Source organism: Treponema sp. Marseille-Q4132, from assembly GCF_014334835.1.
GTDB classification, from domain to species: Bacteria; Spirochaetota; Spirochaetia; order Treponematales; family Treponemataceae; genus Treponema_D; species Treponema_D paredis.
Window position 1 is genome coordinate 2,045,588 of sequence record NZ_CP060591.1, and the last position, 24,194, is coordinate 2,069,781.

Sequence of the window (24,194 nt, forward strand, 5' to 3'; positions counted from 1 at the left end):
GGACGGACGGAGATACTCTCCAATCCGTCCGTCTATCGGGTTCGACTCCCGATCTGCACGATTGCTGCCGTATGGCGGCGTAAATCTCATCATGTGGAAGGAGAGTATCCATATGCAGGTTATCACATTTTCAAGTATCAAAGGCGGAACCGGAAAGACATCGCACGTTATTATGGCCGCAAATTGTCTCGGAGCTGCCGGTTATCGAGTCCTTGTCATCGACATGGATTTAAACAATGCTGCAAGTTTTTATTATTTGAACGAGCAAACGCAAGAGCGCGTCAACGAAAAAAACATTGCTGCAGCGATCGGCCGGGCAGATAATCGCCTTGAAGATTATATCTTACTGACCGATCATCGGGGTGTCGATATTATTCCGTCGTCGCTGTATCTGGTTGATATGCGCGGCGTATCGGATCGTAGGCTTGCACAAATGTTGCCGACGATCAGCGAGCAGTACGATTTTATCTTTGTCGACACCCAGCCGACGTACGACAATCTGGTGCTGGCTGCTTACAACGCATCGGACATCATCATTACTCCTGCCAATTTGTGCACGTTTGATTACAACACGGCGAGCTTTTTACGCGATAAAATCGCAACCGAAACGGACAAAATCAATAATTGGTATATCACTATTAACGGATACAATGCGCGCTATGCGCAAGCCGGTACGGGTATTCAAAAAGAGTATATCGATTATTTTCAACGAGATTTTACATTGACTCCGACGCAAACGTGGCTCCCCTGGACGTCAACGGTACGAAAAATCACCGATCAAAATATGTATCTCTCGGATAAAAAGAGCGGCAAAGACACTGCTGTCAATCCGAAATTGTACGATGCTGTATGCGCTCTTGCCGAAAGCATCAGCGGTACGAGTTTTGCTCCTCCGGAGGAATTCTGATGGCATTGAATCTTGCTCATAAAAGTGCGCTTGCCGGTCTTAACAGCGGTTGTACGACTGTCGCCCGGCAAATGCGGCTCGATGAGATACAGCTTTCCGATGAGTTTTCATCGCTGTTTCCGGTAAATCCTGCGGTTCTGGCTCAAATCGTAGAGAGTATAAAAAAACACGGATTTGACAATTCTCAGCCGCTACATGTTTGGAAAGAAAAAGGCCTATTGCTTGATGGACATACTCGTCGCCTTGCCGTCCTTGAATGCGGTCTTACGACAGTCCCTGTTTTTGAACACAGTTTTGCCACGGAAGAAGAAGCGATGGAGTATGCACTCGGCTTACAAACTGCGCGCAGAAATTTGACGGATGCAGAATTATTAAACGCACTATCGAAACTCGACCAACTGAAAAACAGAGGACGTCCGGACGGTAAAAAAGCGGATGACCGGCCGAAAGGAAAATCAGCCGCACATCTTGCCAAAGTGCTCGGCACGAGTACCGGCAAAATCGAAAAAGCACGAGCGGTATCGAAAAAGGCGACGGCGGAAGTAAAAGAAGCTGTAAAAGCGGGAAAGATGTCCGTCAATGCGGCATACGAAACAGTGAGAGCGCCGTCACCGGAAAAGGAATCGAGTACGGCAGAAAATCCTTCGATACAGCTCGATAAAATTATTTTTATTTTGTCGGAGCGAAAAATGTATCCTGCGATCACCGCGTTGTGCAGCGACTTGCATATACCGCAAAAAGTCATCGAATCTGTTTTGCAAAACATTCCGGAGAAAAAACGCGCGTTGATACAAAATTTGCGCATAGGAGACGTACATGGCACAAAAAAAAGCTGATTTATGTGTTGCGATCAATACCTATAAAGACCGCAACGGCGAAGAACGTACACAATGGGAAAATATCGGGGTCGAAATGAAAGGCGATGACGGAAAAATATTTTTCTTATTAAAACCGTGGATCAACCTTTCCGGCATTCCGCATGACACGGGCAAACACGTTGCCGTTTATCGATTTACCTCGAAAGCGGCGTCGTCTTCATCTGTTGCACTGCCGGAAACAAATTAAGCGGGTGCGGATATACAGGTTTGTCATGCAAGGTTCGAATCCTTGGTATCCGCAGAACCCTGTCAGGGTTAAAAAACGACTGACCCGGTCGAAAAACGGGTACGTTTGTTTTATGGGTTCTTGTAGGCCTAACGCCATTTTAGGCCTATAAGTTTTCTCAAAACGAGGAAGTTATGCGTCCGTTCCGAGAATTTTTAACTGCGGTTGCCGCAATGCGGAAACTGCAAATCGCTTATCAAAAAGACAAAGCACCTTCTCTTTTGAAAAAAACGGAAAAGCAGGAATCTCTCGTCGATACCTTGCTCGATGAGTACAGAAGCGAATATATTTCGCAAAAACAAATACCGCTATTTTAGGGATACAGGAGAAGAATTTTATGCTGAATTATCTCTGGAAATATTTAAGTATACTTACATCATTGGATTGTATAATTTTACTTCCTGTTTTCATTTTATTATTTGCCAAAGGGTTGAATTTACCAGTATCTAAACAAAAAGATAATCGGAAGTGTGATTGGTCTCTGAACGATTTCCTGTACATTTATTATTGTTCACGTTTTCTTTTCTATATTATAGCAATACTTATTTTAGTCATTGTATATAATCGTTACCATAAAAAACCTACTAATAAAACACCCCCTGCTATAGAGAAGCAGAGCAATGAAATGCTGCCTTCTGTAAAAGAACAGGGCGAAGCAATTCTAAAGAGAAATCTAAACATATCGGTACTAAAAGGCATGTGTATTTGCGAATACGCTAACGACAAAAAATATGATTTCGGGTTTTGACCTTTACAGAGTGCATTTGGAGGATAATTACGATGGCTTATTTATCGCCTTCCGTTTTAACGATTATTTTCACTTTTATGATTATGGGCTATGTATGGGCAATTTTGTATCTGGCTTATGCTTATCATAAAGAGCAAGCGAAGAAAAATGGTAGTACAGATGATAATTTGGAATCGGATAAAAACAAAGTGAAGAAAGATATGCAAAATATTGAACTTAACGACAATGATACCGCCGATGAAAAACATGCAATAGCAAACATTAGTAAATCTCTTCGCAGTATTGAGATAACTGTAAGTGCCTTTATTGCCTTCTTGATTATTTTTATCCTAACAAAATTCTAGTTTTTGACAGATAGTAGGAGGCAGTATGGAATTTTATGCGAGCCGGATTTATACGGCGGTAAATGCAGACAAACTTCAGATCGGGAGTGAATGTATATTTGCGAATACGCTAGAGGAGTTACGGCAAAGAGTCCAAGCCGTAAACGTAGAAGACTGTACAAAAAAATCAAGTAATTGGTATTACGATGCCAATATTAAATACTTCGTATCTGATACGGGTCCATGGATTTACGCCTATCTTATCGAGCCGCCTGTCGAGACGAAGTACAATCCGTGTCATGGGCAAGCGAACGGGAAGCGACAATTAAAGATATAGAGGCGATCGTAACACAGAATCTAACCGTGATCACCGGTACCAAATCTGCCGTACCTGTGCAGCGGAACGCATTCTTACGAGGCGCAAAGGACGGAGAAGATATAAACCTTTCGCGGCAGATGACCGGATCGGGCGGGCGGTATTTGGAATGATAGCGATACGCGACATGATTTTATAGCAATTGCTTATATTTTGGGGATGGTATAGATGGGCGGGAGACCATGAAGTACGCGATAGAGGGATTTTCACAGGCGAAGTTGCTTGAATATAACTTGGATATACTCGACGCATTTTTATTGCGGTGGTTTGCGGATTTTATCGCATCGGGTAGTATGCGGCAAACGATACAAAAAGGGAGGATTTATTATTGGATCCACTACCCGACGGTCATGAAGGAGTTACCGGCGATGGGCATACATAATACAAAATCAATTGCCGCAAAGTTTGAAAAATACGTTTCGGCAGGCATTTTAGATAAGACGGTCATACGTACACAAAAAGGCGCAACTGTCTATTATGCGATCATCGAATCGGTATTTCGCTCGCTCTTATATACGCCTGAAAATCCGCACTGGAATAAAAATTCCTGTGCGGAAAATCCGTTCCCGGATTTGCCGTTTTATGATGAAAAACCGGCTGAAAACAGTGAAATTTCAAGCGAAAACGGGGTAGATTCGGGAGAATCGGACGAAGAAAATCCGCACCGGAATAAAAATTCCTGTGCGGAAAATCCGATTCCGGATTTACCGTTTTATGACGAAAAAACGGCGGAAAATGACGAAAATTCAGACAAAAACGGAGAAAATTTGGGAGAATTGAGTGAGGAAAATCCGCACCGGAATAAAAGTTCTTGTGCGCACGAGAATAAAAATTCCTGTGCGCACCGGAATGAAAATTCCTGTGCTTTAAATGACTCTACTACAAAGGATTCACCTACTACTGCTACTACTAGTGTCAGCAAAAACGAGAAAGCAGCAGCAGTTATTTCGTACTTAAAAAAAGAGTTTGAAAAGTATTTGAATCCGGAACTCTTTTCAGCCGATTTTTGGCCGTCATTTTCGGTTGCCGTGCAAACACTCCCGAACCGAGTGTGGAGCGAATATATCGCGTTTTTATTTCGGTATACGGCGGAGAAAAAACCGCAATCGCCGGTAAATTATATCTACCGTATCGCCTCCCAGCCGTTTATGCTTGCCGCATACTTTGAGGATAAAGCAAAAGCCGAAGCAGCGAAACAGCGGATGTCGAAAAAACGAATATGTGTTATCTGCGGGAGAGAATACGAGGGGGAAGAATGTCCCGTATGTCATTTTTGCTATTACGACAATTCCGACGCAAAAAAAGTTGCATTGGCGAAACGGATATATGAGTTACCCGATTCGGAAAAAGCAAAACTTGAAAAGGAGCTTTCGGAATGTTCTTTGAAGTACGGCTTGGAGCAGTTTGCCGAATACCAAAAACACAAAGAGCTTATTTACGAAAAATACGGGATACACGCATGAGGCATTTTTTGTTTGAAGATAAAGACTATGAAATCAATCCTCGTTATAAAGTGCCGAAAAAAGAATATGCACTTGTTGCAGGCCTTGCCGCGCTTTATTATTTTTCGAAGTATCATAGCGGGAAAAGTTTCAGCGGAAAGAGCGGCGGTTATGGTATGAATACAAAAAGATATGCTATCGACCGGCGGCAAAACTGCACGGTAAAGATGCACTACAGTTACAGCATGGATGCACACAAAGAGCAGATAAATCGATACTTGCAGCGGGAAGGAACGGGAAAAGACGGAAAGGGTGCGGAATTATACGGCTGTGATGAAAAAGAGTATCGGGAACACATGGTATCAAAAAATTTCCGTATTTTTTTAAGTCCCGGAAACGACAAGGTTGTACTTAAAACGCTTGCAACGACTTTTATCAAACAGCTTGAATTGCAAACCGGTTATACACTGTATTGGCTTGCAGCCGAACACTACAACACCGCACATCCGCACGTTCATTTGTTAATAAACGGAAAAGATAAAAACGGACAGGACGTATACATCGCCCCTGATCTCGTAAAAACGCATATGCGCGACATTGCACGCGATATTTGTACTTCTCTTGTCGGGAGCCGCACGGACGAACAGATCCGGGAAGAAAAGCGTAATCAATTAAAGGCTGCCCGATATATAAAATTGGATCATGAAATTGAAAGCCTTATGTTTACTAATAACACTGTAGATGTAAAAAGTATCTTTACGAAAAAAGAATTATTATTGACGCGCCTTGAACACCTGCATACAATGGGCTTATGTAAAAGGAACGGGAAAAAATATATTTTTGAAAAAGATTGGATCGATACATTGAAAAATGTCGGGCGTTATAACGTGTACTTGGATGCCCGAAACGAACTGCACTATACATCGAAATACGATTTTACCTTATTTCACACGGAAGAAAAAAATGTAAGCGGCATTGTAACGAAGGTGTATCGTATGCAGGAAGATTCTGATGCGAATGCCGTCGTCGTCGAGAGCATCGACGGGAAAGCGTATTTTATCCCTCTCTACAAAAAAGCTCCGGTAAAACAAGGAGAGACGGTAAAGGTACAAATGGAGCAGAACCAAAAAGGCCGGCTAACGCCGTGTTTTGAAAAAGTGAGAGAGGAAGAATTACAAAAAGAGTGTACAGCAAAAGGATATACGAAAGGGTTTGCCGCAGCTCTTATGAAAAAAAGTTTTACACGAAAGAACGAAAGAGAGTTATAATAACAAAAGCGAAAGGAGCGATAGATGAAAGTGCATATTGCATACACACACAAAGATAACGGAAGCGGCGTTTGGGTCGATACAAACGGTAAAGAGCTTACGAGCGATTACTGTAAAGGAAACGAGGTTTTTGTAACGGATAAGGACGGAAACGAAGTGCAAACCAAGGCGCGATTTCTGCACTATACGGGAAAAGTTTTCCGCGATAAGGACGGACAATTATTGGATGACGATATATACAAAGGCGGTATCATATTACGTTTTAGAAACGGCCGTCTTGACGGAGAAGGAGAACCTGCTGTCGAAACGGAAGATTGTCATATCGAATATTGGGATAAGGGAGAACTGAAAGAAGTTGTAAGCGACTATATGAATCATAAAGAAAAATGGCACAATAATATGATTCAGGAGGTTATCATCGATAAGCAATAGCCTCAAACGGATCGGCACTTTTTAAAAACCCATAAAACAGACGTTCGGAGGAATCCGGATGTCCAAAAAAGAGTTTATCCGAAAAAAGCCTCAAACGGGCAACACCAAACAAATACGTGTATTTGTTTTCAGATTTACTATCCTCATCATCATGCTTACCGGATGCTGGGTATCGACGCAGTATTTTGCAAAACTGGTCGGCTACAGCGTTGCGCTGTGCGGTTATCCTGCGTACATAACGGCGAAAGGCTATCCCATCTATTATCCGTGGATGTATTTGTCATGGATGATCGACTACCTTTTTAAGCCCGAATTTTTCTATGTAAAGCAGGCGCTGAAACCGTGGATTTTTATCACGACGGTATCGACAGCACTGTTCTTGTTATACACACTCATCCGCGGATTGTCGCAAAAATCGGAGAACCTCTACGGCTCGACAAGACTTTCGACAAAAACCGATTTAACGCAAAACGGACTTTTAACCGGCAAAGGCACGATACTCGGCATGTATATTCCGCGCCCGGAATATACGGCGGTAAAAGTCGTTATCAGCGAGGGCAATCCTTCGATGCGTCTTGTAAAACAGATGCCGCTTATAACCCAATACGGCACAGGTTCGACGCTTGTTATCGCTCCTCCGAGAAGCGGTAAAGGCGTATCGATCGGGATCCCTTCGCTCTTAAATCACAATGGCTCGCTTATCGCAGTAGACTTTAAGGGCGAAAACTATATCTATACATCCGGCTATCGAAGAAAATTTTCATACACATTTAAATGGTCGCCTTCAAGTAACGACAGCATATCGTTCAATTTTTTAATGGAGATACGCAAGGGAGAGGAATGGTCGGACGCGATCATGCTTGCGACGACCTTGCTTGCACCGCAATATGAAGGCAAAGAGGACGACAACGCGGCACATTTTAGAATTGCCGCTATCGATTTTTTAACCGGTACGATACTGCATGTACTGTGCAGCAGTTTTACCGATAAAACGCTCGGCGGCTGCCTTGATTTTCTGTCGGGTACGCAAACCGGCACGGAAGAAGAGCGGGAGGAAAAGAGCTATGTACTGCTCCGCTCGATGATTGAAGCCGAACACTGTTCGGCTCAAGTTCATGCGCACGTCGTGGGAGTGGCAAACCGGCAGCTTGAACGGCCGGCACGCGAGCGAGGCTCGGTCTTTTCAAGCGTTTTTAAAGGCTTATCGGTTTTCGAAGACCCGAAGATCCGAAAAAACACATCCGCTCACGATTTCAGCTATGCGTCTTTCGTCGATTGTAAACACCCGGTAAGTTTATATATCACGCTGTCAAATGCGAAGATCGATCAGACGACAATGCTGTTGCGTCTTTTTGTAAGCATGATGCTCCGCCGGCTTTCGGATGCGGAAACGAGTTTCGACGAAATATTTTTGAAACACCAACTGCTGTTTTTTATCGACGAGTTTACCGCGATGCCTGCGATGAACTTTTTACAAAAGGCGATGGCGATCGTTCCCGGCTACGGCATCAAGTTTATGCTTATCTGCCAGAGCTTGTCGCAGCTTAATGCGGTCTACGGAAATGATCATCAGTTTTTGTCTCTTGTAAAACACATCGTAACCTTTGCCCCCGGCGACGTGCAATCGGCAGAGCTGTTTTGTAAGACAATCGGAAAAGAGTCCGTATGGAAGTCATCGACATCGATATCCGGAAATAAAATGGATATCACGCTCAATAACCTCAATCAATCCGGAACGGAAATCGAGCGGAATCTTATCAACCCGGATGAACTTATGAAACTGCCGTACAGCGACTGTCTCATCTTTACACAAGGAATGCCCGTAACGTACGCCTCGAAAGTCGTCTACTACGGCGACAGCCGCTTTAAGCACAAGGTGTATAACAAAAAAAATCCGAATCCGAAATTACGGCCGTATATGAAAAAGGCGGAACTTTTAAAAGAGTGTGCACCGCTTCGAAAGATGAAAACGGATCGTGCGTGGTACGAACTTCCGTTATGGACGACGCTCGAAAAAGAAGAGGACATCGTGTACTCGAAAAACTTAATCGATCCGCGTTTAACCGGTCAAGCACTCGCACAAGAGGCGGCGGAAATAACGGAAGAGCCAAACGAAGCGAAAGAAGAGATAACGAATCTGTCGGCGCTGCTCGTCGGCTAAAGGAGATAAGAGATGCAGAGCGTACAACACAATTTTAAAATATCCAATGAACTCGATAAAGAAATTCGCGAATACTGCAAAATACAGAAAATTGAAAACTTGAGTGAGTTTTTTAGACGTGCGGCGGTAAAGGAAGTGACGCCCGATACGTCGGACGCGCTTTTGACGTTCGAATCGTTAAAAGATTTACACGATAAAATGCACCGGCTAGAAAGCGAGCTGTCGGTTTTCTTTCACCTGTTTTGCTTCTACGTAAAACACTTCTTTGTATACAATCCCGAAATTCCTCCCGCCAACTTACAGGGTGCGGCCTTATCCGCGAAGCAACGATACGACGAAATGTTTTCAGAGTTCAAAAGGACATTTGCTGACTCGCCGTCGATTTTTCACAGCATGCTCGCGGATTATTTTGAGGAAAGAGACTAAATGCTCGATTATAAAGCGCAGGAAATAGTCAACGAACGCCAACTGCAAAATCTCATGGGAGAGCTCTACGAGCTTACACCCTATTTTGAAGATGAGAGCGTTTTAAATATTTTTACCCTGCGCAACGGAAAAATTAAAATTGATCATTTCACGAAAGGACAGTTTATTCTGGATAATATCGTTTTCTCTCGCGATAAAGTCATGCGCATTATTAATTTTTTAGCAGCAATGACCGACTGCGTTATAAATCCCTTGGAGTATCCGGTACTTGAAACATTCATCCCCAGTTACGGATTTCGCGTAACTGCGGTAATAAAGCCATGGGAGCTGTATCCTCAGCTTGCAATCCGCCGGCCGAATCCGCGTATTATCACACTCGAAGAATATCTGGAAGCGGGAAGGATCTCGGAAGCACATTTCCGACAGATAAAAGAAGCGATCAAAGATGCTAAAAATATCGTTATTATCGGAGCGACAGGAAGCGGCAAAACAACTTTCGCAAACAGTTGTATACATGAACAAGTCCAACTTTATCCAACCCATCGATATCTATTGATTGAAGATAATCCTGAATTGAGATGCGAAGCCGAAGACGTAACGCATATTCTCATTCGACACGAGCAGGTACAAGCCGCGAGAAACTTTGCTTTGCGCTGGTGTCCGAAGCATATCACGTTCGGTGAAATACGAAACAGCATTATGGCCGAAGGAGTATTGGAATTATGGAATACGGGGCATCCGGGAAACTTTACGACCTTGCATGCAAATTCCGCAAAAGCCGGTTTTGAACGCCTTACCGGCATGATACAAGACCCGTATGTAAAAAATCATATCGGAGAATACGTCGATCTTTGGGTCTATCTTGCGCACCAAACAGTCGAAGAAGTACTCGAATCGGAATCGATACAAAATCACATGAAAACCCTAAAACAAACCATATCACAAATGAATCTCTATGGAGGATTGTATGATGAAACTCATGAATGACAAAAGGAGCATTCACGTGTCGGTTAGTAAAATAAAAGGCGGAGCCGCCTCTGTTTTACTTTTTCTTACAACAGCGTCCGCATTTGCGCAAAGCGATATTATTCCGAGCGAAATAAAGACGACGTTCGAGACTATCCGTGACTGGATCAAAGATGAGATTGCGCCGGTATTGCTCGGAATTTTTTGGATATGTACGGCAATCTATTATGGCTATCATAAAGATTCGAACAGAGCGAAGACGGCGTTTATCGCCGTAACCATTGCGGCAATCGCAATCGGAATCGGTTTAAAAATCGTTGAAAAAGGTATGAAGCTGAGTTGATATGAGCGTTATCGATTTTTCAGTTCCGGTACACCGAAGTTTACAGCAACGTGATTTACTTGCAGGAGTGCCGCACAGTGCATTATTTGTCCTTGTTATATTCGGTATCGTAACCGTATATATGGCGCAATTATATTGGTTTTTGCCAGTAATAATCGTGCTCTACATTGCGATGCGGATATTAACAAAACATGATCCTTTTTTACTTGATATTATTTTCATATCAATAACACAGGACGATTACTTGTTACCTTAACAATTTTCGATGGCTGCCCTCCGCAGGGGCAGCCTCTTTGAGAGCATACTATGCAGCCATTTAAGATACGCTATAGAGCGAAGAAAAACAGTTTTTATAAAATTCTCCCGTGGGCATATATCTCCGATTATGCCGAAGGCGTTGTCGTGCAAAAAAACGGACTTTTGCAAAGAACGTTCGCTTTTCGCGGGCCGGATTTGGAATCGGCGGCGGCCTTGTATATCAACGATATGTGCCTATTTATTAACGATATTGTAAAATCGCTCGGTACCGGATGGGCATTTTGTTTTGAAAACAATCACTTTCAAACGCGCGATTATCAGGGAGCATCTTTTACCAACACGGCAGCCTATCTTATCGATAAAGAGCGGGAGTTTACCTACCAGTCATACGGCGCTCATTTTGACACGAACTATTATCTTACGATTGTCTATGAATCGCCGTTGGATATCAGCACTAAGATCACAAATATTTTTTTCAAAGAAAAAACGATCGGACTCGACAGTTCCATAAAGGAAGCGGTGAAAAAACTGCTTGCCGTTACGGATGATATATGCGCACTGCTGGCGAAAAAGATGACGATCGTACCGTTGGATAACGACGAAACGCTTGCGTACTTAAAGCAGAGCATATCAAAATCAGGATGCCCGGTACAAAATCAAAACGATATTGCCCCGTTTTTTCTCGACCACGTTTTACCCGATGAAGTGCTGGATGTCGGTATGACCTTAAAATTGGGAGAGTATTTTATCCCGATGATAACAATCAATGCGTTTCCGACAAAAACCTATCCTGCGATTTTGGACGCATTAAACGGAGCGCATATCGAATACCGCTGGACGTCGCGTTTTATTTGCATGGATAAACAAACCGCGCTCTCTTCCATTCAAAAACAATCGGATAAATATTTCGGCCAGCGGGAATCGTGGAAGCAAACGTTTTTTAAGATGTGGACGCACGAAGATACCGGAAGGGTCAATAAAGGAGCTGTTGCACGAGAAGAAGAAACGGATGCCGCGCAAATAGACGTTGAAACTGACGTCGTTTCTCTCGGCTATTATACAAGCTCGCTTATGGTCTGGGATACATCGCTTAAAAAAGCGAAAGAAAAACTTACTGCCGTAAAAAGTATTATCGGAGCTGCGGGGTTTACCTGCGTTGAAGAAACGTTCAACGCTTTGGAATGCTTTATGTCCATGATGCCCGGAAACGTATACCCGAATATCAGGCGGACGGCATTGACAAGCATGAATTTTGCACATGTCATACCGATATCGGCGATATGGGCGGGTGAATCGTACAACGCGCATACGGACAAGGTTTGTAAAGTCGGTGTGCCGCTTATGACCTGCTCGAGTAACTACGGTACACCGTTTTATTTTAATTTAAATGTCGGGGATGTCGGTATGGTATCGGTTGTTGGGCCTATAGGATCGGGAAAATCAACATTACTCGAACTTATCGAAGCGCAATTTTTAAAGTATCCCGGATCCCGTGTCATTATCCTTGACAAAGGAAGGAGTGCCCGGCAACTTACCATGGCCGTAGGCGGCCGCTATTACGAACCGGGTGCAAACCGAATCGCGTTCCAACCGCTTGAAAATCTCGACACGCAAGCGGAGCGCCTTTTTGCTGCGGAATTCATCGAAGGGCTTTTAATAATGCAGCAGCAAAAGATTACGCCTGCGATAAGTAAAGCGATCTACGAAGCGGTTAATCTTGTTGCAGGTATGCCGAAAAAACAGCGGACGCTTACGACTTTCAGGCAAACGGTAAACTACTACGATGAAAATCGGAATATCGATACCGTAAAAGAAGCGCTCGAGCCGTACTGTCTCGGCGGAAAATATGGACAGATATTCGATGCCGATTCAACTGATATGAGTCTTGAGACCGCATGGCTTATGATAGAGATGGGTGAGCTCATGAAGCTCGGGGAAGCATGCGTAACGCCGGCACTAAAATATATCTTTCATCTCATCGAAAGCAGGTTCGACGGCACGCTGACGCTTTTAGTGCTCGATGAAGCTTTTCTCTTTTTCAAAAATCCCATCTTCGCAGACCAGTTTAAAGAGTGGATAAAAACGGTTCGAAAGCTCAATGTCATGATCGTATTTGCGACGCAGGAGATCGCAGACATTATCAACTCGCCTTTATGCTCGACTATCACCGAAGAATGCTTAACAAAAATATTTTTGGCAAATCAGGAAGCATCCGTTCCGGTCATTACCGAATATTACCGGCAGCTCGGGCTTACCGACAGTCAAATCGATATCATCTCTCACGCAGTGATGAAAAAAGATTATTTTTATAAATCCCCGAAAGGTACCCGGCTCTTCCAGCTCGATTTAGGAGATCTTACCCTTGCGCTTATCGGCGGGCAAGATCATCGGATGCTCGACGAACTTGAAGCCGCACACAAAGGAGAGGCGGGATATGAATATGTAAAAGATATTCTTGCTGCAAAACATATCGACTATAAAAACTATTTGGAGGAATAACATGAAAAAGAAATTGGCAATGGTTATGCTGCTGGGTACGCTTTTATTCACACGCGGGACGGCACAGGGATATCCGGTGATCGATATCGCACATATTTTGGAAACGATACAAGTCGGTTTTCAAACGTATCAGCAAGTACAAAATACGATCAAGCAGTTGGAATACCAATATCAGCAGACAAAAATGCAGCTGCAAAATTTACAAAAAATGGACTTCAGCAACATTAACGGTGTCAACGATGCCGTAGGGCTTGTCGATAAAAACTTGAATTTTTTGCGTAATTCCGAAAGCCGGCTCAAAAATACCCGTATACAGATCGGCAAAGGAAGCTATGATTTGGCTTCGATGTATAAAACGCCTGATGGTGTTTTTGCGGAAATGAGCGATTTATGGACAAGGGATTTAAGTAATGAAGAAAAAGCGAGAATCTACAGCCGTTACGGACTCGATCCGAGAAATTATTATTACATGCAAGCATGGAACGGACGTGTACAGGAAGGTGCGAAGAAAATCGCAGCGCTTGCCGAAGATGCCGACAAACAGTTTGAAGAAAACGGTAAAGCCGTTGAAGCGATCGCCGAAAAATCCCGATCGGCCGACAGTACCGTTGCGCTGTTGCAAGCGACGAACGAACTCCTTCGTAAGCTGCACGAAGAGCTTCAAATGCTTTCATACACGACCAAAGTATCGGCAAATATGCTCGCCGACAAAACTATGGCCGAATCATACAACCGACCGGAAACGAGAGTCTCTGATGATTTTTTTAGTAAATCGGCAATCCCTGATTTGGAATTCAAAGGAGAGCGCTAATGATACAATGGCTCGATCATCCCTTTGTCGATTTATTAAGTCAGATAAAAGGACTGTTGCCGTATTTTATGATACAAGCACGTTATCTTGCCGGCTTCCTATTGCTGCTTAATATCAGCTTATCGTCGATTAAATATGCTATAACCCATCAAGGAATAAAAGACGACATCGTTAAAACGGCGACGGCACTCGTCTTTTTCGTCATCATCATCAATTTATATCCGGCGATCATCAACGGGTTAAACCGTATCGTGTACAAATGGGCGATGAATTCGACCTATACGAAAGTGCTTGCACAAACGATCGATAAGACGCGGCAGGATTCCGAGTTTTGGGCAAAAAAAGGCGATAAAGCCGAAGATGCGTATTCGGATATTATTAAAAAGGTTGCCGTCGTCGAAGGCGACGGGCAAGTCGGATACCGTTATATACTCGACGTATATCTTCCGGGCACCGGCTATTTTTCCCCTTCCGCGATGATGCGCGTCGTTATGCTCATTCTTGATAATATTCTCACCAAGGCGAACTCACTTTCACGCAATGCGTTCGGCATTGTTCACGATATGTCAAGTTATATTATGCTGCTTTTAACTGCGCTCTGTGTACTATTCGCGTCGATTTTCGGGCTGGCACAATATTTTTTAGGCGCTGTTGAGTTTCAGCTTATTGCCGCTGTCGGCATCATTACGCTTCCGGGTATGCTCTGGAATTCGACGAAATTTTTAACGGAAAAACTTATCGGTGCGATCTTAGGATTTTTTATTAAAATGCTTTTCGTAAGTATTGCCGTCATGCTTATGTTCAACGGACTGTTGGTATTGATGACAAAAGAATTTGCAGGCGCCATCGATCAGCTCGTCTATACGATTTTTACGTGCTTTCTCTATGTGATGTTCTGCCAGTCGGCTCCTGCTCTTGCAGTATCGCTTTTAACCGGAAGCCCGCAGATGTCTTTAATGGAAGCAGGAGCTGCGGCCGCTTCCATCGCTGCCGGTGTATACGGCGCGCAAAGGATCGGAGGCGCTGTAGCGGGAACAGCGGCACGAGGGGGCACTTCGCTCGGAGGCGGATTTGTAAAAACGATAGGGGCATCCATGCAGGGAGCACAGGATGCGGCTTCTTCCGGAAAATCCTTACCGGGCGCCATTGGCGCGGGAATGCTTTCCGGTGCACTTTCTACCGGACACTCGGTCATTAAAACTGCCGGCAGCGTTACCAATTCCATCGGAAGAAGCCTTACCGGCCGCCGAACGGAAAACAAACACAGCTCTCTTGAACGCTTTCAAAAAGGCTCGTCGTCCGACGGCGGAAGCATACTGTCCGGCAGCTCGCCGAGCGCGGATAATGCCGATGTCGGAAAGGCGCGTTCCGTTACGGATTATTTCCGGGCAAAATATAACGAAGGACAAAATTTTGCTAAAGGAAGATTTGCAAGCGAAGGAACGGTTGCTGCACAGACAGGAAGTCAAAAGGTGTTTGAAACTTCTTATGCGTACGCTCCGAGACTGAACGAACGGACGTTTCAGAAACTTCCTCCGGCGTTTGCTCCGAATGCGCTTCCGAAAGCGAAAGATCCGGAAGGATTACCGCCCCCGTCTTCGACTCCCAGCAGGCTCACGCTCCCGCCGCCGAAGAATTATCCTAAAAACTAACGAGGTTTGATCATGAATCATAAAACACAAAGCTATCTGCCCGACAGCACGGAAAAACATCCGATGAACCGCCTCGACCGGCAATACGACAGGATCATCGGATCGGAACGGACTAAAACTGTAGTGCTTACGATTATCGTATGTATATTGCTTGTCTATGTTATCGGATCGCTCTTTTTATATCGCAACGCTATAAAGATGCCGAAAGCAGTCCCGATGGTCATCGAAGTCGCTCCGTGGGGAGAAGCGATCAATGTGGGTGATATTTCAAAATATTCGTACGGAACACTCGAAGTTCCCGAAACGAGTAGACAGTGGCAGGTAAAAGAGTTCGTTCGAAAACTGCGCTCGCTTTCCTCCGATCCGCAAGTACTTTATGAAAATATTTCCTCGCTTTTTTCCATGATCACAACGAGTGCCGAAGCGAAGGTCAAGTACGACGTACGGAATCCCGACGTGTTTGCACTTGTCGGACGAAAGACCGTTACCGTGATGATTGAGTCAATTATTAAAGCGTCGGCCAAAACGTATCAAGTCGATTGGATTGAAACAACGCAAGGAGAAAACTCCGGAAAGCGGCATTACCGCGGACTTTTTACAATCGAATTACTGGAACCCTCTGCAAAACAGGCCGAAAAAAATCCGTTAGGCATATACATAAGTGCCTACGATATAGCTGAAATCACAAAAGGAGAAGGACAATGAAAAAAATAATTCTGCTTTCGTTTTTGATACTGTTTTTAGTATCGTGTAAAACAATGACGATGATGCCGAGTACACATCCGGATACGATGAGCGCATCCGAACAGAAGAAGGAAGATGAAAACGAGGAACATCAATATATGCTCGATGAAATCGTGTCGAACATACAGAGCAAGAGGGAAATTATTTACATAGAAAAACCCGTTTATCGGCCGAACGAGGAAACCGTTGCAAACAAGCTGCCGAAGGCCGAGCAAGAAGTACTTGCAAATATCGTAAAACCTGAAAACTATTCTGGTTCTGCGATGTTATATGACTATAACGAAAACTTTGTCTACGAAGTATACACAAAAGTTTTTTATCTCACGGATATACGCCTTGCTCCGGGCGAAAAGATAGTCGGAAATCCCGCATTATCGGATACGGTACGCTTCAAATGGGAAGCTGGCTCGAATTACGGATCGGACGGCCTCGAACGGCAGCACATGTATATCAAGCCGACGGCTGCCGGCCTTGAAGCGACGCTTATAATCAACACGAATCTGAGAAGCTATCACTTGGTGCTGAAAAGCTATAACAATACCTATATGCCGATCGTAAGCTGGCACTATCCGTTATCGGCCGAAGAACAGTTATCACTGAAAAAGAGCGGGATGGAAAAAAGTTTTGCTGGAAATACAACTGAAAGTTTCGGAGGCGATCTTCCCGATTTTAATTTTCGAGTTACCTATACCGTATTTCGGAAACCCTATTGGCTTCCGAAACTCGTATACGCATTCGGCGGCAAAACGTACATCATTATGCCGAAGGAAACCTTTCAGCGAGAACTCCCCGGTGTGTTCGGTGAACGCCGAGATCTTATCAATTATCGCGTACAGGGAAATACGTTTATCATTGACAAACTTTTAGACAAAATCACGCTTCGATATAACGGCAAAAAAGCCGTTATCAGGAGGATAAAGTAATGGCATACGATCCGCTGACGGACGCATATAGCAATGACGAAAAAACGGATGAAGCAGCTTTCGCAAAATCAAGCGATGCCGGAGCGGGAGAAACGGAAGCGTCTCAGGAGGCACAAGACGCCGATACGAAAGAAGACTTCAAAGAGGAAAAAGTTCCGAAGCTCAATAAAAAGATGATCATTGTTTTTCTTGCGGCTGCAGCGATACTTCTTTTAGCGCTCCGTTTCTTTAAAAATCACCGTCCCGACATCAAAAAAACGCAAGAGAAAAAACAGGCAAGCGATATTATCGTGCCGGAGTTCGGCGATTACAAAAACAGAGGCTATAAAGACACACCGCTCACGGAAGAAAAAGATACATCCGGTACCGAAGAAAGCAAAATACCCGCCCGTGCGGCAGACTACGAACTCCCGAAACCTGAAAATCGTAGAACAGATACCCGGACACAAAGCGCACCATCCTCGTCGTATCGGTCAGCTGCGTCGGATGAAGAACTGCTTGCGCGGAAATCGGATATCGCAGCTCCGATAAATCGCACGAGAGCTTCTCAAAACAGCAGCACGCAAATGTCTTATCCATATTCCGCTCAGGAGAGTGCGAACGATTATCTGGCTTCCCGGCTTAATAATCTCGGTACGGCACAAAAATCGAGCTATGAAAGTCAGAATATGCAGGATAATAAACTCCGCTTTTACGAAAAGGATAGATCGGGTTTTGTGACCGGCCAGTATCTCCCGGATGACAGTATCTGGATCGACACCGTTATTCCGGCTGTTCTTCTGTCCGGTATCTCTACCGATCTTCCCGGACAAATAAAAGCGCAGGTTACCGAAAATGTATACGACAGCAAAACGGGTACCGTTTTGCTTATTCCGCAAGGCTCGATCTTAAATGCCGAATACAATTCTTCCGTAAGCTATTCGCAAAAACGAGTACAGATTGCATGGAATACACTCGTACGTCCCGACGGTTATCAACTGAACCTCGGAAATATGAACGGCGTCGATACTGCAGGATTTTCCGGCGTGCATGGCTGGGTAGACGATCATCTGTTCGAATACTTAAAAGCGCTGGGGATCATTACCGCCTTTACGGCAATCAATGGAGAATTCGATAACCAGATGAAAGCTCTGACAAATCAATATGCGGCAAACCTCTTGCAGCAAAATCAAACCGTTATCAATCAGCTCGGCTCAAAGCTCATCGACCGCGCGCTCGATGTACAGCCGTCGATTTTTGTATTCAGCGGACAAAAGGTAAACGTGTTGGTAAATAAGACTATTACCTTGCCCCCGTTCAAATGGTAATCAGGAGAAAATCAATATGAAAAATTTTTGGAATATGTTTTCACAGAAAAAAACAGCAGTAAGCAAAAATAGTAAAGAAAAATCAAGCTCGCCTGTAAAGCCGGGTACCGTGTTTACAGATACCGTTATTAATACTTCACAAAGAGAAAAAGAGCTGACAGATGAACAAAAATCGTTTCGGCTCACACAGTTTTTAACGGAAGAAATGCTTCAAATGGATAAGGATATAGGTATAAAGCCACAAGCGATCAAAAAGGCGACCGTGGAACGCATCGATAAGCATATTAAATATATAGCAGAAGATATGCAGTATTTAAAAAAAGATGCGCAGTATGGTGTACCGGAAGAGTATTACCGAAACATAGTCCATGATTATCAAGAGAAGATTGCCGATTTTGATATTTTGAAACGATATTGCCAAAATATGTCTTTGAAAGAATTTGCCGCACATCCTTCCGTTAAGCAGATTATATCCGCTAAACAATGTCTTGAAGATCTGGATAAAAAAGATAGTACAAAAACAGTATCCGAACCAAAACAGACCGAATTCGATTTTTCCGATAAAGAGACACCGTGCTATAATCCCGCAAACGGTAAAGTATATGCCTCCCCCGAATTTGAAAGCCATTTAAAAGCGATTAACTCCGATGATAAACGATACTTATCACAAAGCGATATTATAAAATTCGGCTTTACCGTCAAAAGCGAGGCGCGCCCGATACTCTTAAACACTGAAAGACTCGTTGCCGGTAAAATACGAAATAATTACGAACTGCTCTATAACGGAAAAGATATCATAGGCTTGCCGCCGCTAATTGAAAAAGAAAAAAACACCGCTCGAGAGCCTGCTCGCAGTATCGCTGTACACAAAGAGAAAGAGTATGAGATCGAGCTCGGATAAGTGGCCAATATAAAAAGGAGGAAATCAATATGCTGCAAAAAGAAGCCTTACTACGTCAAATTATGAACACTTTTAATCTTTCGCCCGACGAAGCTGAAGCGGCTTTATTATTGCTCGATACGAGAGCGGCGAATCTCGATATGTCGCTCGACGACTATATGCAAACGTATCATCCGGCAGGCTTTTCACAAAAAGATGCAACGCTCAACGACGATTATAAAGGCTATGTACAATTTTTGGCGCAGGATGCGAAAGCGATCATTACAACCGGCAAGACGGCAGATTTCTCGACATTCGTACATGAAAATGCACATATCTTTCGAAGACAGCTCGTAGGAGATTTAAAGGCGAAGGCGGAAAAAGCTTTTAAAGTCGAAGGTGGAAACTGGACGCGTGAGCAGGAAGAATATTTTGCCATCGGTTTTGAAGAGTATATCCGATTGCGGATGGCCGAAAGCAAGGATCTACGGCAAGTATTCGAGCGCGGCGCGCGCTGTATGCAGCACATCTATAACGGACTTGATCGTATCGTAGCACTCAATCCTGAAATTATTAAAGTATATGACGAGCTTTTCACGGAGAGCCGTTTTCAATTTAAACAGAATGAGTTTGAAAAAACGATTAAAGATATCAACGAAAACAGCCTTGAAAAATTCAAAGCCTCGCATGTGTACTTGGGGATGACACCGCCGATTTATCAGGAATTGGGCTTCGAGCGATTACCCGTTATGATAACGGCACGTCATTTGAAAAGCGTTATGCAGGATCGGGGCAGCGATATAAATGTGAACTATCACGGTCTCACACCCGATATAATTGCACAGATCCCCGAAGCGATTAAAAAGCCGCTTATAATCATGCAGTCGCAAAACAAGGAAAATGCAGAAGATATAATTGCGGCTATACGATTAAAGGATAAAAATGGGAAACAAATTATCATTCCGTTTTCTCCAAGTAAAGAAGGGAGATTCAATAATGTAAAAATAAATATAAATTTAGCAAAAACTATTTATGGACGAACGGGATTTAATGATTTTATTATACGTGCGATTAAAGAGCATAGGATTCTTTACATAAATAGAAAAAGCCAAGTCCTTTCAAATCTCGGGATACAATTTCCCGACAATAAAGGCTCTCGGCTTTCCGATAAAAGCCAAGTCCTTGCAAGTCCACGGGTCCAATTCCCGAGCAATCAAGGCTCTCAGCTCTTTTATGATAATATAGCACGGTATCGGGCAATTGTCAAACAAAAAATGCCCGACTTTGCAAAATTATATCAGACAGCAGTGTCGGAAAAAATTAACACCAATATTCTCTTTCAGCGTTCTTCGTATTATTCGCGAGAAACGCAAAAAGAAAAGCGAGCCGAAGACGTTAATAAGATCGCCGGCTATTTTATCAAAGCGATCGAAACGAATACGGCGCCGTGGATGAAACCGTGGAAAGCGAGCGAATATATCGACGATTTCAACCCGGTAACAAAGACGACGTACAGCGGCATCAATTCGATGATTTTGCCGTTCATACGGGAAACCGAGTTTCATTCGAGCGATCCTCGCTGGTATACGTTCAACAATGCAAAAGAGCAAAACTTTATGGTGAAAAAAGGAGCAAAAGCAACTCCTATCGTATTTTACGGCACTATTCCGATCGGAAAAGACGGTAAAGCGTTGGCAGTCGATGAGGAAGGAAACCCTATCGGAGAAGTGGTACGATTCCGTTCGACATTGCGCTTCTATAAAGTCTTCCACGCATCGCAGCTCGGCGTTCCGCAATTCGACAAAGACGGAAACCTCCTGAGGGATAAAACGGGAGCGGTTATCAGTACACCGATAGAGCCGTTCGAACAGCCGAAAATCGAAGCGATCGATTTTAAGCCGATAGCGGCGGCCGAAAAAGTATTACAGCAATCGGGAGCAAGAATCTACCACGACCAAAGCGACAAAAGTTTTTACACCCCGGTAAATGACAGCATACACCTGTGTCCGAAAGAAAATTATATAAATGAAATGCTCTATTACGGAACGGCATTGCATGAGCTTACGCATTGGACGGGAGCGGAAAGCCGTTTGAATCGCGACTTGAAAAATTATTCTGTCAGTGAAACAGCTCGCGCACGGGAAGAATTGATTGCCGAAATCGGTTCCTATGCGTTATGCAAAGATTTAAAGCTCGACTTCAACCCGCAGAACTCGGCCGCGTATGTGCAAAGCTGGTGTGAGATATTGCGCGATAAGCCGGATGAAATTATGAAAGCGACGCATGCCGCCTTGACTGCGAAAGAGTATATACAAGGCTCTGAACATCGCATGGAAAAGGTTCAGAGTATCCGAAATAATGTACAAGGAGAAAATAACAAGGGGCGAGGAATACAAACCAATGGAAGAAAAAGCGTACGCGATATAGCAAAAGAAATTTGGAGTTTGACTAATTTTTCCGAAGGTAATATGTATGGAAGCGATTTTGAAATATGGTATAAAGAAAGTTTCCCCTATACCGTACATACGGCTGTAAAAAACATCTTAGACGGACATTGCAGCTATAAAGGCGGATCATTTGTCGCAATGGAAGCGAAGGAAGCAAAGGACAATAAACCGCATACGTTTTTCTTCGACAAAGAACATTTTGTCGAATATTACGGAGAACAAAAAGCGAAGCAACTGTTTGATACGGACTTAAGAAACGAACAAAAATCATTTCAGCTCACGCAATTTTTGACCGAAGAAATGCTTCAGACGGATAGAAGTATAAGCAGAGAACCGGAAGCTATTAAAAAGGCAACGGTAGAGCGCATCGATAAACGTATGGAATATATAAATGCTGATATGCAAGACTTCAAAAAAGATGCGAAGTATGAAGTACCGGAAGAATATTACGAAAGCGTAGTACATGATTTTCAAATGGATATTGATTATTTCGATGACTTGAAAAAATATTGTAAAAATATGCCATTGGAAGAATTTGCTGCGCATCCTTCCGTTAAGCAGGTTATATCCGCGAAACAATGTCTTGAAGAACTGGATAAAAAAGATAGTGCGAAATCGCTCGTGCAACAGCAACCCGAATTCGATTTTTCCGGCACGCCTTGTTATAATCCTGTAACCGGTAAAATATATGCAGCACCTGAATTTGAAAATCACGTACAAGCGATCCGTTCAAATGATAAACGCTACTTACCACAAAATGAAATCGTAAAGCTCGGCTTTGCCGTTGAAAACGATGCCCGGCCGATACTCTTAAAAACGGAAAAAGTCGTTGCCGGCAAAATAAAAAATAATTATGAACTACTGTATAACGGTAAAGATATCAAAGGGTTACTGCCGCCTGTCGAAAAAGAAAAAACCGCCGTTCGAAAGCCGGTTCGCAGTATTGCCATACAAAGAGAAAAAGATTACGGAATGGAAATAGGATAAAATATTTATACGAAAAAACATTCAAAAAGTATTGACAAATTGTATATTATAGATATATAGTATTTATAGGCATATATGATATGGGTAAAACGATTGTACACGGCAATTTTGAGTGGGATATTGATAAGGCGGAAGCTAATATCAAAAATCACGGAATCCGCTTCGAAGAAATTCTACCGATATTCGATGATCCGCTTTTTTGGGAACAGTATGATACGCTACATTCAACTGCCGAGGAAACAAGATATTTAGGAACCGGAAGGATAAACGGTTTCACGGTCGTAGTTTCCAGTTATACCCTCAGAGAGCGGATAAGAATTATTTCCGCTCGAATCTCAACGAATAAGGAGGAAAAAAAGTATGAAGAATGGTGCAGCCAATTTTACGGCTGAAAGAGTTGCGAAACTCCGCAAAAATATTGATTTTTCAGACATTCCCGAGATAAAAGATTTTTCAGGCGGACACCTCCGAAACTGGAAACCGGCGAAGAAACCGGTATCTTTCAGAATCGATCTCGATAATTTGCAGTGGCTGCAAAGCGAAGGTATTAAGGGCTATCAGAAAAAGATGAACGGTGTTCTACGGTGGGCAAGATTGAACGGATGCCCTATAACGCAAATGTAATTATACTGAAGGGACGGTTAAGCAAATCGGTTATATCTTATGAAGCATAACGAAGTATCAAAATTTTTTATAAGCAGGAGAATGGAAATGAAAAAATTATTAACGGCGATGCTGCTCGGTGCAGCACTTTTTATGGGATCGGGATGCACGAATGCCGCAGGCGGCGGATCCGGAAACGGCGGTACGTCCGGAGAAACCGATTATCTTGCACGTCTTATCGGTACGTGGGAAACACAAGGATATGATACTAATCAATTTATCACTTTTACAGACCCGAACGATTCTTCTCAAACTTGCGAATGGAAAGCGCGGCTGATTTTTACCTCTACAACATATACACCTTTTTACGAAGTTAGAAATTCTAATATACCAAGTCGTCCGAATGGGGAAGTAACACCTTCACCCAATCATATATATGGTATTGATGCGAATTACTTTTATACTGCCCCTTCCAACGGAGGTCGGATTGAATATAGAATTGAAAGCAATATTCTATATGTAGCAGGTATGGGCCCATTTTATAAGAAATAGGAAGTCAGGAGCTTACCAGATGTGATAAGCTCCCT

Annotated in this window: 25 protein-coding genes; all 25 read left to right on the top strand. The window is 43.4% G+C overall.

The annotated features are described in order from the left end of the window. Positions 1–112 precede the first annotated feature (112 nt). Positions 113–907 carry a ParA family protein gene (locus H9I35_RS09285; protein WP_187419129.1) on the top strand — a complete coding sequence of 265 codons (795 nt, stop codon included), beginning with the start codon at positions 113–115 and terminating at the stop codon, positions 905–907. Beyond that, on the top strand, positions 907–1,743 hold the full coding sequence (locus H9I35_RS09290; RefSeq protein ID WP_187419130.1) for a ParB/RepB/Spo0J family partition protein: 837 nt from the start codon (positions 907–909) through the stop codon (positions 1,741–1,743). The genes H9I35_RS09285 and H9I35_RS09290 overlap by 1 nt, the downstream gene beginning before the upstream one ends. Next, entirely contained in the window at positions 1,724–1,972 is a 249-nt protein-coding gene (locus H9I35_RS09295; protein ID WP_187419131.1) for a hypothetical protein, read from the top strand. The genes H9I35_RS09290 and H9I35_RS09295 overlap by 20 nt, the downstream gene beginning before the upstream one ends. Before the next feature lie 173 nt (positions 1,973–2,145). Beyond that, positions 2,146–2,328, top strand: coding sequence for a hypothetical protein (locus H9I35_RS09300; RefSeq protein WP_187419132.1), 183 nt, complete (start codon positions 2,146–2,148; stop codon positions 2,326–2,328). Positions 2,329–2,791: 463 nt separating this feature from the next. Further along, positions 2,792–3,103: a hypothetical protein gene (locus H9I35_RS09305; RefSeq protein ID WP_187419133.1), complete on the top strand. Its 312-nt coding sequence runs from the start codon at positions 2,792–2,794 to the stop codon at positions 3,101–3,103. Between the two features lie 222 nt (positions 3,104–3,325). Beyond that, positions 3,326–3,571 (top strand): hypothetical protein, encoded by a 246-nt coding sequence (locus H9I35_RS09310; protein ID WP_187419134.1) that lies wholly within the window; start codon positions 3,326–3,328, stop codon positions 3,569–3,571. A 69-nt stretch (positions 3,572–3,640) separates the two neighbouring features. Continuing rightward, positions 3,641–4,921: a hypothetical protein gene (locus H9I35_RS09315; RefSeq protein WP_187419135.1), complete on the top strand. Its 1,281-nt coding sequence runs from the start codon at positions 3,641–3,643 to the stop codon at positions 4,919–4,921. Between the two features lie 8 nt (positions 4,922–4,929). Next, positions 4,930–6,168 (top strand): DUF3363 domain-containing protein, encoded by a 1,239-nt coding sequence (locus H9I35_RS09320; RefSeq protein WP_187419136.1) that lies wholly within the window; start codon positions 4,930–4,932, stop codon positions 6,166–6,168. 24 nt (positions 6,169–6,192) lie between these two features. Continuing rightward, positions 6,193–6,600, top strand: coding sequence for a hypothetical protein (locus tag H9I35_RS09325; protein WP_187419137.1), 408 nt, complete (start codon positions 6,193–6,195; stop codon positions 6,598–6,600). 58 nt (positions 6,601–6,658) lie between these two features. Continuing rightward, positions 6,659–8,761, top strand: coding sequence for a type IV secretory system conjugative DNA transfer family protein (locus H9I35_RS09330; RefSeq protein WP_187419138.1), 2,103 nt, complete (start codon positions 6,659–6,661; stop codon positions 8,759–8,761). Positions 8,762–8,773: 12 nt separating this feature from the next. After that, positions 8,774–9,187 carry a hypothetical protein gene (locus H9I35_RS09335; RefSeq protein ID WP_187419139.1) on the top strand — a complete coding sequence of 138 codons (414 nt, stop codon included), beginning with the start codon at positions 8,774–8,776 and terminating at the stop codon, positions 9,185–9,187. Then, positions 9,188–10,174, top strand: coding sequence for an ATPase, T2SS/T4P/T4SS family (locus H9I35_RS09340; RefSeq protein WP_187419140.1), 987 nt, complete (start codon positions 9,188–9,190; stop codon positions 10,172–10,174). Then, positions 10,155–10,496, top strand: a complete 342-nt coding sequence (locus H9I35_RS09345) for a hypothetical protein (RefSeq protein ID WP_187419141.1) — start codon at positions 10,155–10,157, stop codon at positions 10,494–10,496. The genes H9I35_RS09340 and H9I35_RS09345 overlap by 20 nt, the downstream gene beginning before the upstream one ends. 1 nt (position 10,497) lies before the next feature. After that, positions 10,498–10,752 carry a VirB3 family type IV secretion system protein gene (locus tag H9I35_RS09350; protein ID WP_187419142.1) on the top strand — a complete coding sequence of 85 codons (255 nt, stop codon included), beginning with the start codon at positions 10,498–10,500 and terminating at the stop codon, positions 10,750–10,752. 50 nt (positions 10,753–10,802) lie between these two features. Continuing rightward, positions 10,803–13,253 (top strand): TraG/VirB4 family ATPase, encoded by a 2,451-nt coding sequence (locus H9I35_RS09355; protein WP_187419143.1) that lies wholly within the window; start codon positions 10,803–10,805, stop codon positions 13,251–13,253. A 1-nt stretch (position 13,254) separates the two neighbouring features. Beyond that, entirely contained in the window at positions 13,255–14,064 is an 810-nt protein-coding gene (locus H9I35_RS09360; RefSeq protein WP_187419144.1) for a TrbJ/VirB5 family protein, read from the top strand. Continuing rightward, positions 14,064–15,716, top strand: a complete 1,653-nt coding sequence (locus tag H9I35_RS09365; protein WP_187419145.1) for a type IV secretion system protein — start codon at positions 14,064–14,066, stop codon at positions 15,714–15,716. The genes H9I35_RS09360 and H9I35_RS09365 overlap by 1 nt, the downstream gene beginning before the upstream one ends. A 12-nt stretch (positions 15,717–15,728) precedes the next feature. Further along, positions 15,729–16,421: a VirB8 family type IV secretion system protein gene (locus H9I35_RS09370; protein WP_187419146.1), complete on the top strand. Its 693-nt coding sequence runs from the start codon at positions 15,729–15,731 to the stop codon at positions 16,419–16,421. Further along, complete coding sequence (locus H9I35_RS09375; protein ID WP_187419147.1) at positions 16,418–17,383, top strand: TrbG/VirB9 family P-type conjugative transfer protein; 966 nt, start codon at positions 16,418–16,420, stop codon at positions 17,381–17,383. Before H9I35_RS09370 ends, H9I35_RS09375 begins: the two co-directional genes overlap by 4 nt. Then, positions 17,383–18,690, top strand: coding sequence for a TraB/TrbI/VirB10 family type IV secretion system protein (locus H9I35_RS09380; protein ID WP_187419148.1), 1,308 nt, complete (start codon positions 17,383–17,385; stop codon positions 18,688–18,690). The genes H9I35_RS09375 and H9I35_RS09380 overlap by 1 nt, the downstream gene beginning before the upstream one ends. A 16-nt stretch (positions 18,691–18,706) precedes the next feature. Further along, the gene (locus tag H9I35_RS09385; protein ID WP_187419149.1) at positions 18,707–19,591 is read left to right on the top strand and encodes a hypothetical protein; all 885 of its coding nucleotides are present in this window, start codon (positions 18,707–18,709) and stop codon (positions 19,589–19,591) included. A gap of 29 nt (positions 19,592–19,620) precedes the next feature. After that, positions 19,621–23,004: a zincin-like metallopeptidase domain-containing protein gene (locus tag H9I35_RS09390; RefSeq protein ID WP_187419150.1), complete on the top strand. Its 3,384-nt coding sequence runs from the start codon at positions 19,621–19,623 to the stop codon at positions 23,002–23,004. 80 nt (positions 23,005–23,084) lie between these two features. Continuing rightward, positions 23,085–23,396 carry a BrnT family toxin gene (locus H9I35_RS09395; RefSeq protein WP_187419151.1) on the top strand — a complete coding sequence of 104 codons (312 nt, stop codon included), beginning with the start codon at positions 23,085–23,087 and terminating at the stop codon, positions 23,394–23,396. Continuing rightward, positions 23,365–23,628 (top strand): BrnA antitoxin family protein, encoded by a 264-nt coding sequence (locus H9I35_RS09400; RefSeq protein WP_187419152.1) that lies wholly within the window; start codon positions 23,365–23,367, stop codon positions 23,626–23,628. The genes H9I35_RS09395 and H9I35_RS09400 overlap by 32 nt, the downstream gene beginning before the upstream one ends. Before the next feature lie 87 nt (positions 23,629–23,715). After that, positions 23,716–24,159, top strand: coding sequence for a hypothetical protein (locus H9I35_RS09405; protein WP_187419153.1), 444 nt, complete (start codon positions 23,716–23,718; stop codon positions 24,157–24,159). Positions 24,160–24,194 lie beyond the last annotated feature (35 nt).

Excerpts from the sequence above, each read along its gene's own strand:
- H9I35_RS09390 (WP_187419150.1), top strand. The coding sequence starts at position 19,621 with ATGCTGCAAAAAGAAGCCTTACTACGTCAAATTATGAACACTTTTAAT.
- H9I35_RS09395 (WP_187419151.1), top strand. The coding sequence starts at position 23,085 with ATGGGTAAAACGATTGTACACGGCAATTTTGAGTGGGATATTGATAAG.
- H9I35_RS09285 (WP_187419129.1), top strand. The coding sequence starts at position 113 with ATGCAGGTTATCACATTTTCAAGTATCAAAGGCGGAACCGGAAAGACA.
- H9I35_RS09350 (WP_187419142.1), top strand. The coding sequence starts at position 10,498 with ATGAGCGTTATCGATTTTTCAGTTCCGGTACACCGAAGTTTACAGCAA.
- H9I35_RS09360 (WP_187419144.1), top strand. The coding sequence starts at position 13,255 with ATGAAAAAGAAATTGGCAATGGTTATGCTGCTGGGTACGCTTTTATTC.
- H9I35_RS09345 (WP_187419141.1), top strand. The coding sequence starts at position 10,155 with ATGATGAAACTCATGAATGACAAAAGGAGCATTCACGTGTCGGTTAGT.
- H9I35_RS09325 (WP_187419137.1), top strand. The coding sequence starts at position 6,193 with ATGAAAGTGCATATTGCATACACACACAAAGATAACGGAAGCGGCGTT.
- H9I35_RS09405 (WP_187419153.1), top strand. The coding sequence starts at position 23,716 with ATGAAAAAATTATTAACGGCGATGCTGCTCGGTGCAGCACTTTTTATG.
- H9I35_RS09385 (WP_187419149.1), top strand. The coding sequence starts at position 18,707 with ATGAAAAATTTTTGGAATATGTTTTCACAGAAAAAAACAGCAGTAAGC.
- H9I35_RS09315 (WP_187419135.1), top strand. The coding sequence starts at position 3,641 with ATGAAGTACGCGATAGAGGGATTTTCACAGGCGAAGTTGCTTGAATAT.
- H9I35_RS09400 (WP_187419152.1), top strand. The coding sequence starts at position 23,365 with ATGAAGAATGGTGCAGCCAATTTTACGGCTGAAAGAGTTGCGAAACTC.
- H9I35_RS09355 (WP_187419143.1), top strand. The coding sequence starts at position 10,803 with ATGCAGCCATTTAAGATACGCTATAGAGCGAAGAAAAACAGTTTTTAT.
- H9I35_RS09310 (WP_187419134.1), top strand. The coding sequence starts at position 3,326 with ATGGATTTACGCCTATCTTATCGAGCCGCCTGTCGAGACGAAGTACAA.
- H9I35_RS09380 (WP_187419148.1), top strand. The coding sequence starts at position 17,383 with ATGGCATACGATCCGCTGACGGACGCATATAGCAATGACGAAAAAACG.
- H9I35_RS09370 (WP_187419146.1), top strand. The coding sequence starts at position 15,729 with ATGAATCATAAAACACAAAGCTATCTGCCCGACAGCACGGAAAAACAT.
- H9I35_RS09365 (WP_187419145.1), top strand. The coding sequence starts at position 14,064 with ATGATACAATGGCTCGATCATCCCTTTGTCGATTTATTAAGTCAGATA.
- H9I35_RS09300 (WP_187419132.1), top strand. The coding sequence starts at position 2,146 with ATGCGTCCGTTCCGAGAATTTTTAACTGCGGTTGCCGCAATGCGGAAA.
- H9I35_RS09295 (WP_187419131.1), top strand. The coding sequence starts at position 1,724 with ATGGCACAAAAAAAAGCTGATTTATGTGTTGCGATCAATACCTATAAA.
- H9I35_RS09290 (WP_187419130.1), top strand. The coding sequence starts at position 907 with ATGGCATTGAATCTTGCTCATAAAAGTGCGCTTGCCGGTCTTAACAGC.
- H9I35_RS09330 (WP_187419138.1), top strand. The coding sequence starts at position 6,659 with ATGTCCAAAAAAGAGTTTATCCGAAAAAAGCCTCAAACGGGCAACACC.
- H9I35_RS09340 (WP_187419140.1), top strand. The coding sequence starts at position 9,188 with ATGCTCGATTATAAAGCGCAGGAAATAGTCAACGAACGCCAACTGCAA.
- H9I35_RS09305 (WP_187419133.1), top strand. The coding sequence starts at position 2,792 with ATGGCTTATTTATCGCCTTCCGTTTTAACGATTATTTTCACTTTTATG.
- H9I35_RS09335 (WP_187419139.1), top strand. The coding sequence starts at position 8,774 with ATGCAGAGCGTACAACACAATTTTAAAATATCCAATGAACTCGATAAA.
- H9I35_RS09375 (WP_187419147.1), top strand. The coding sequence starts at position 16,418 with ATGAAAAAAATAATTCTGCTTTCGTTTTTGATACTGTTTTTAGTATCG.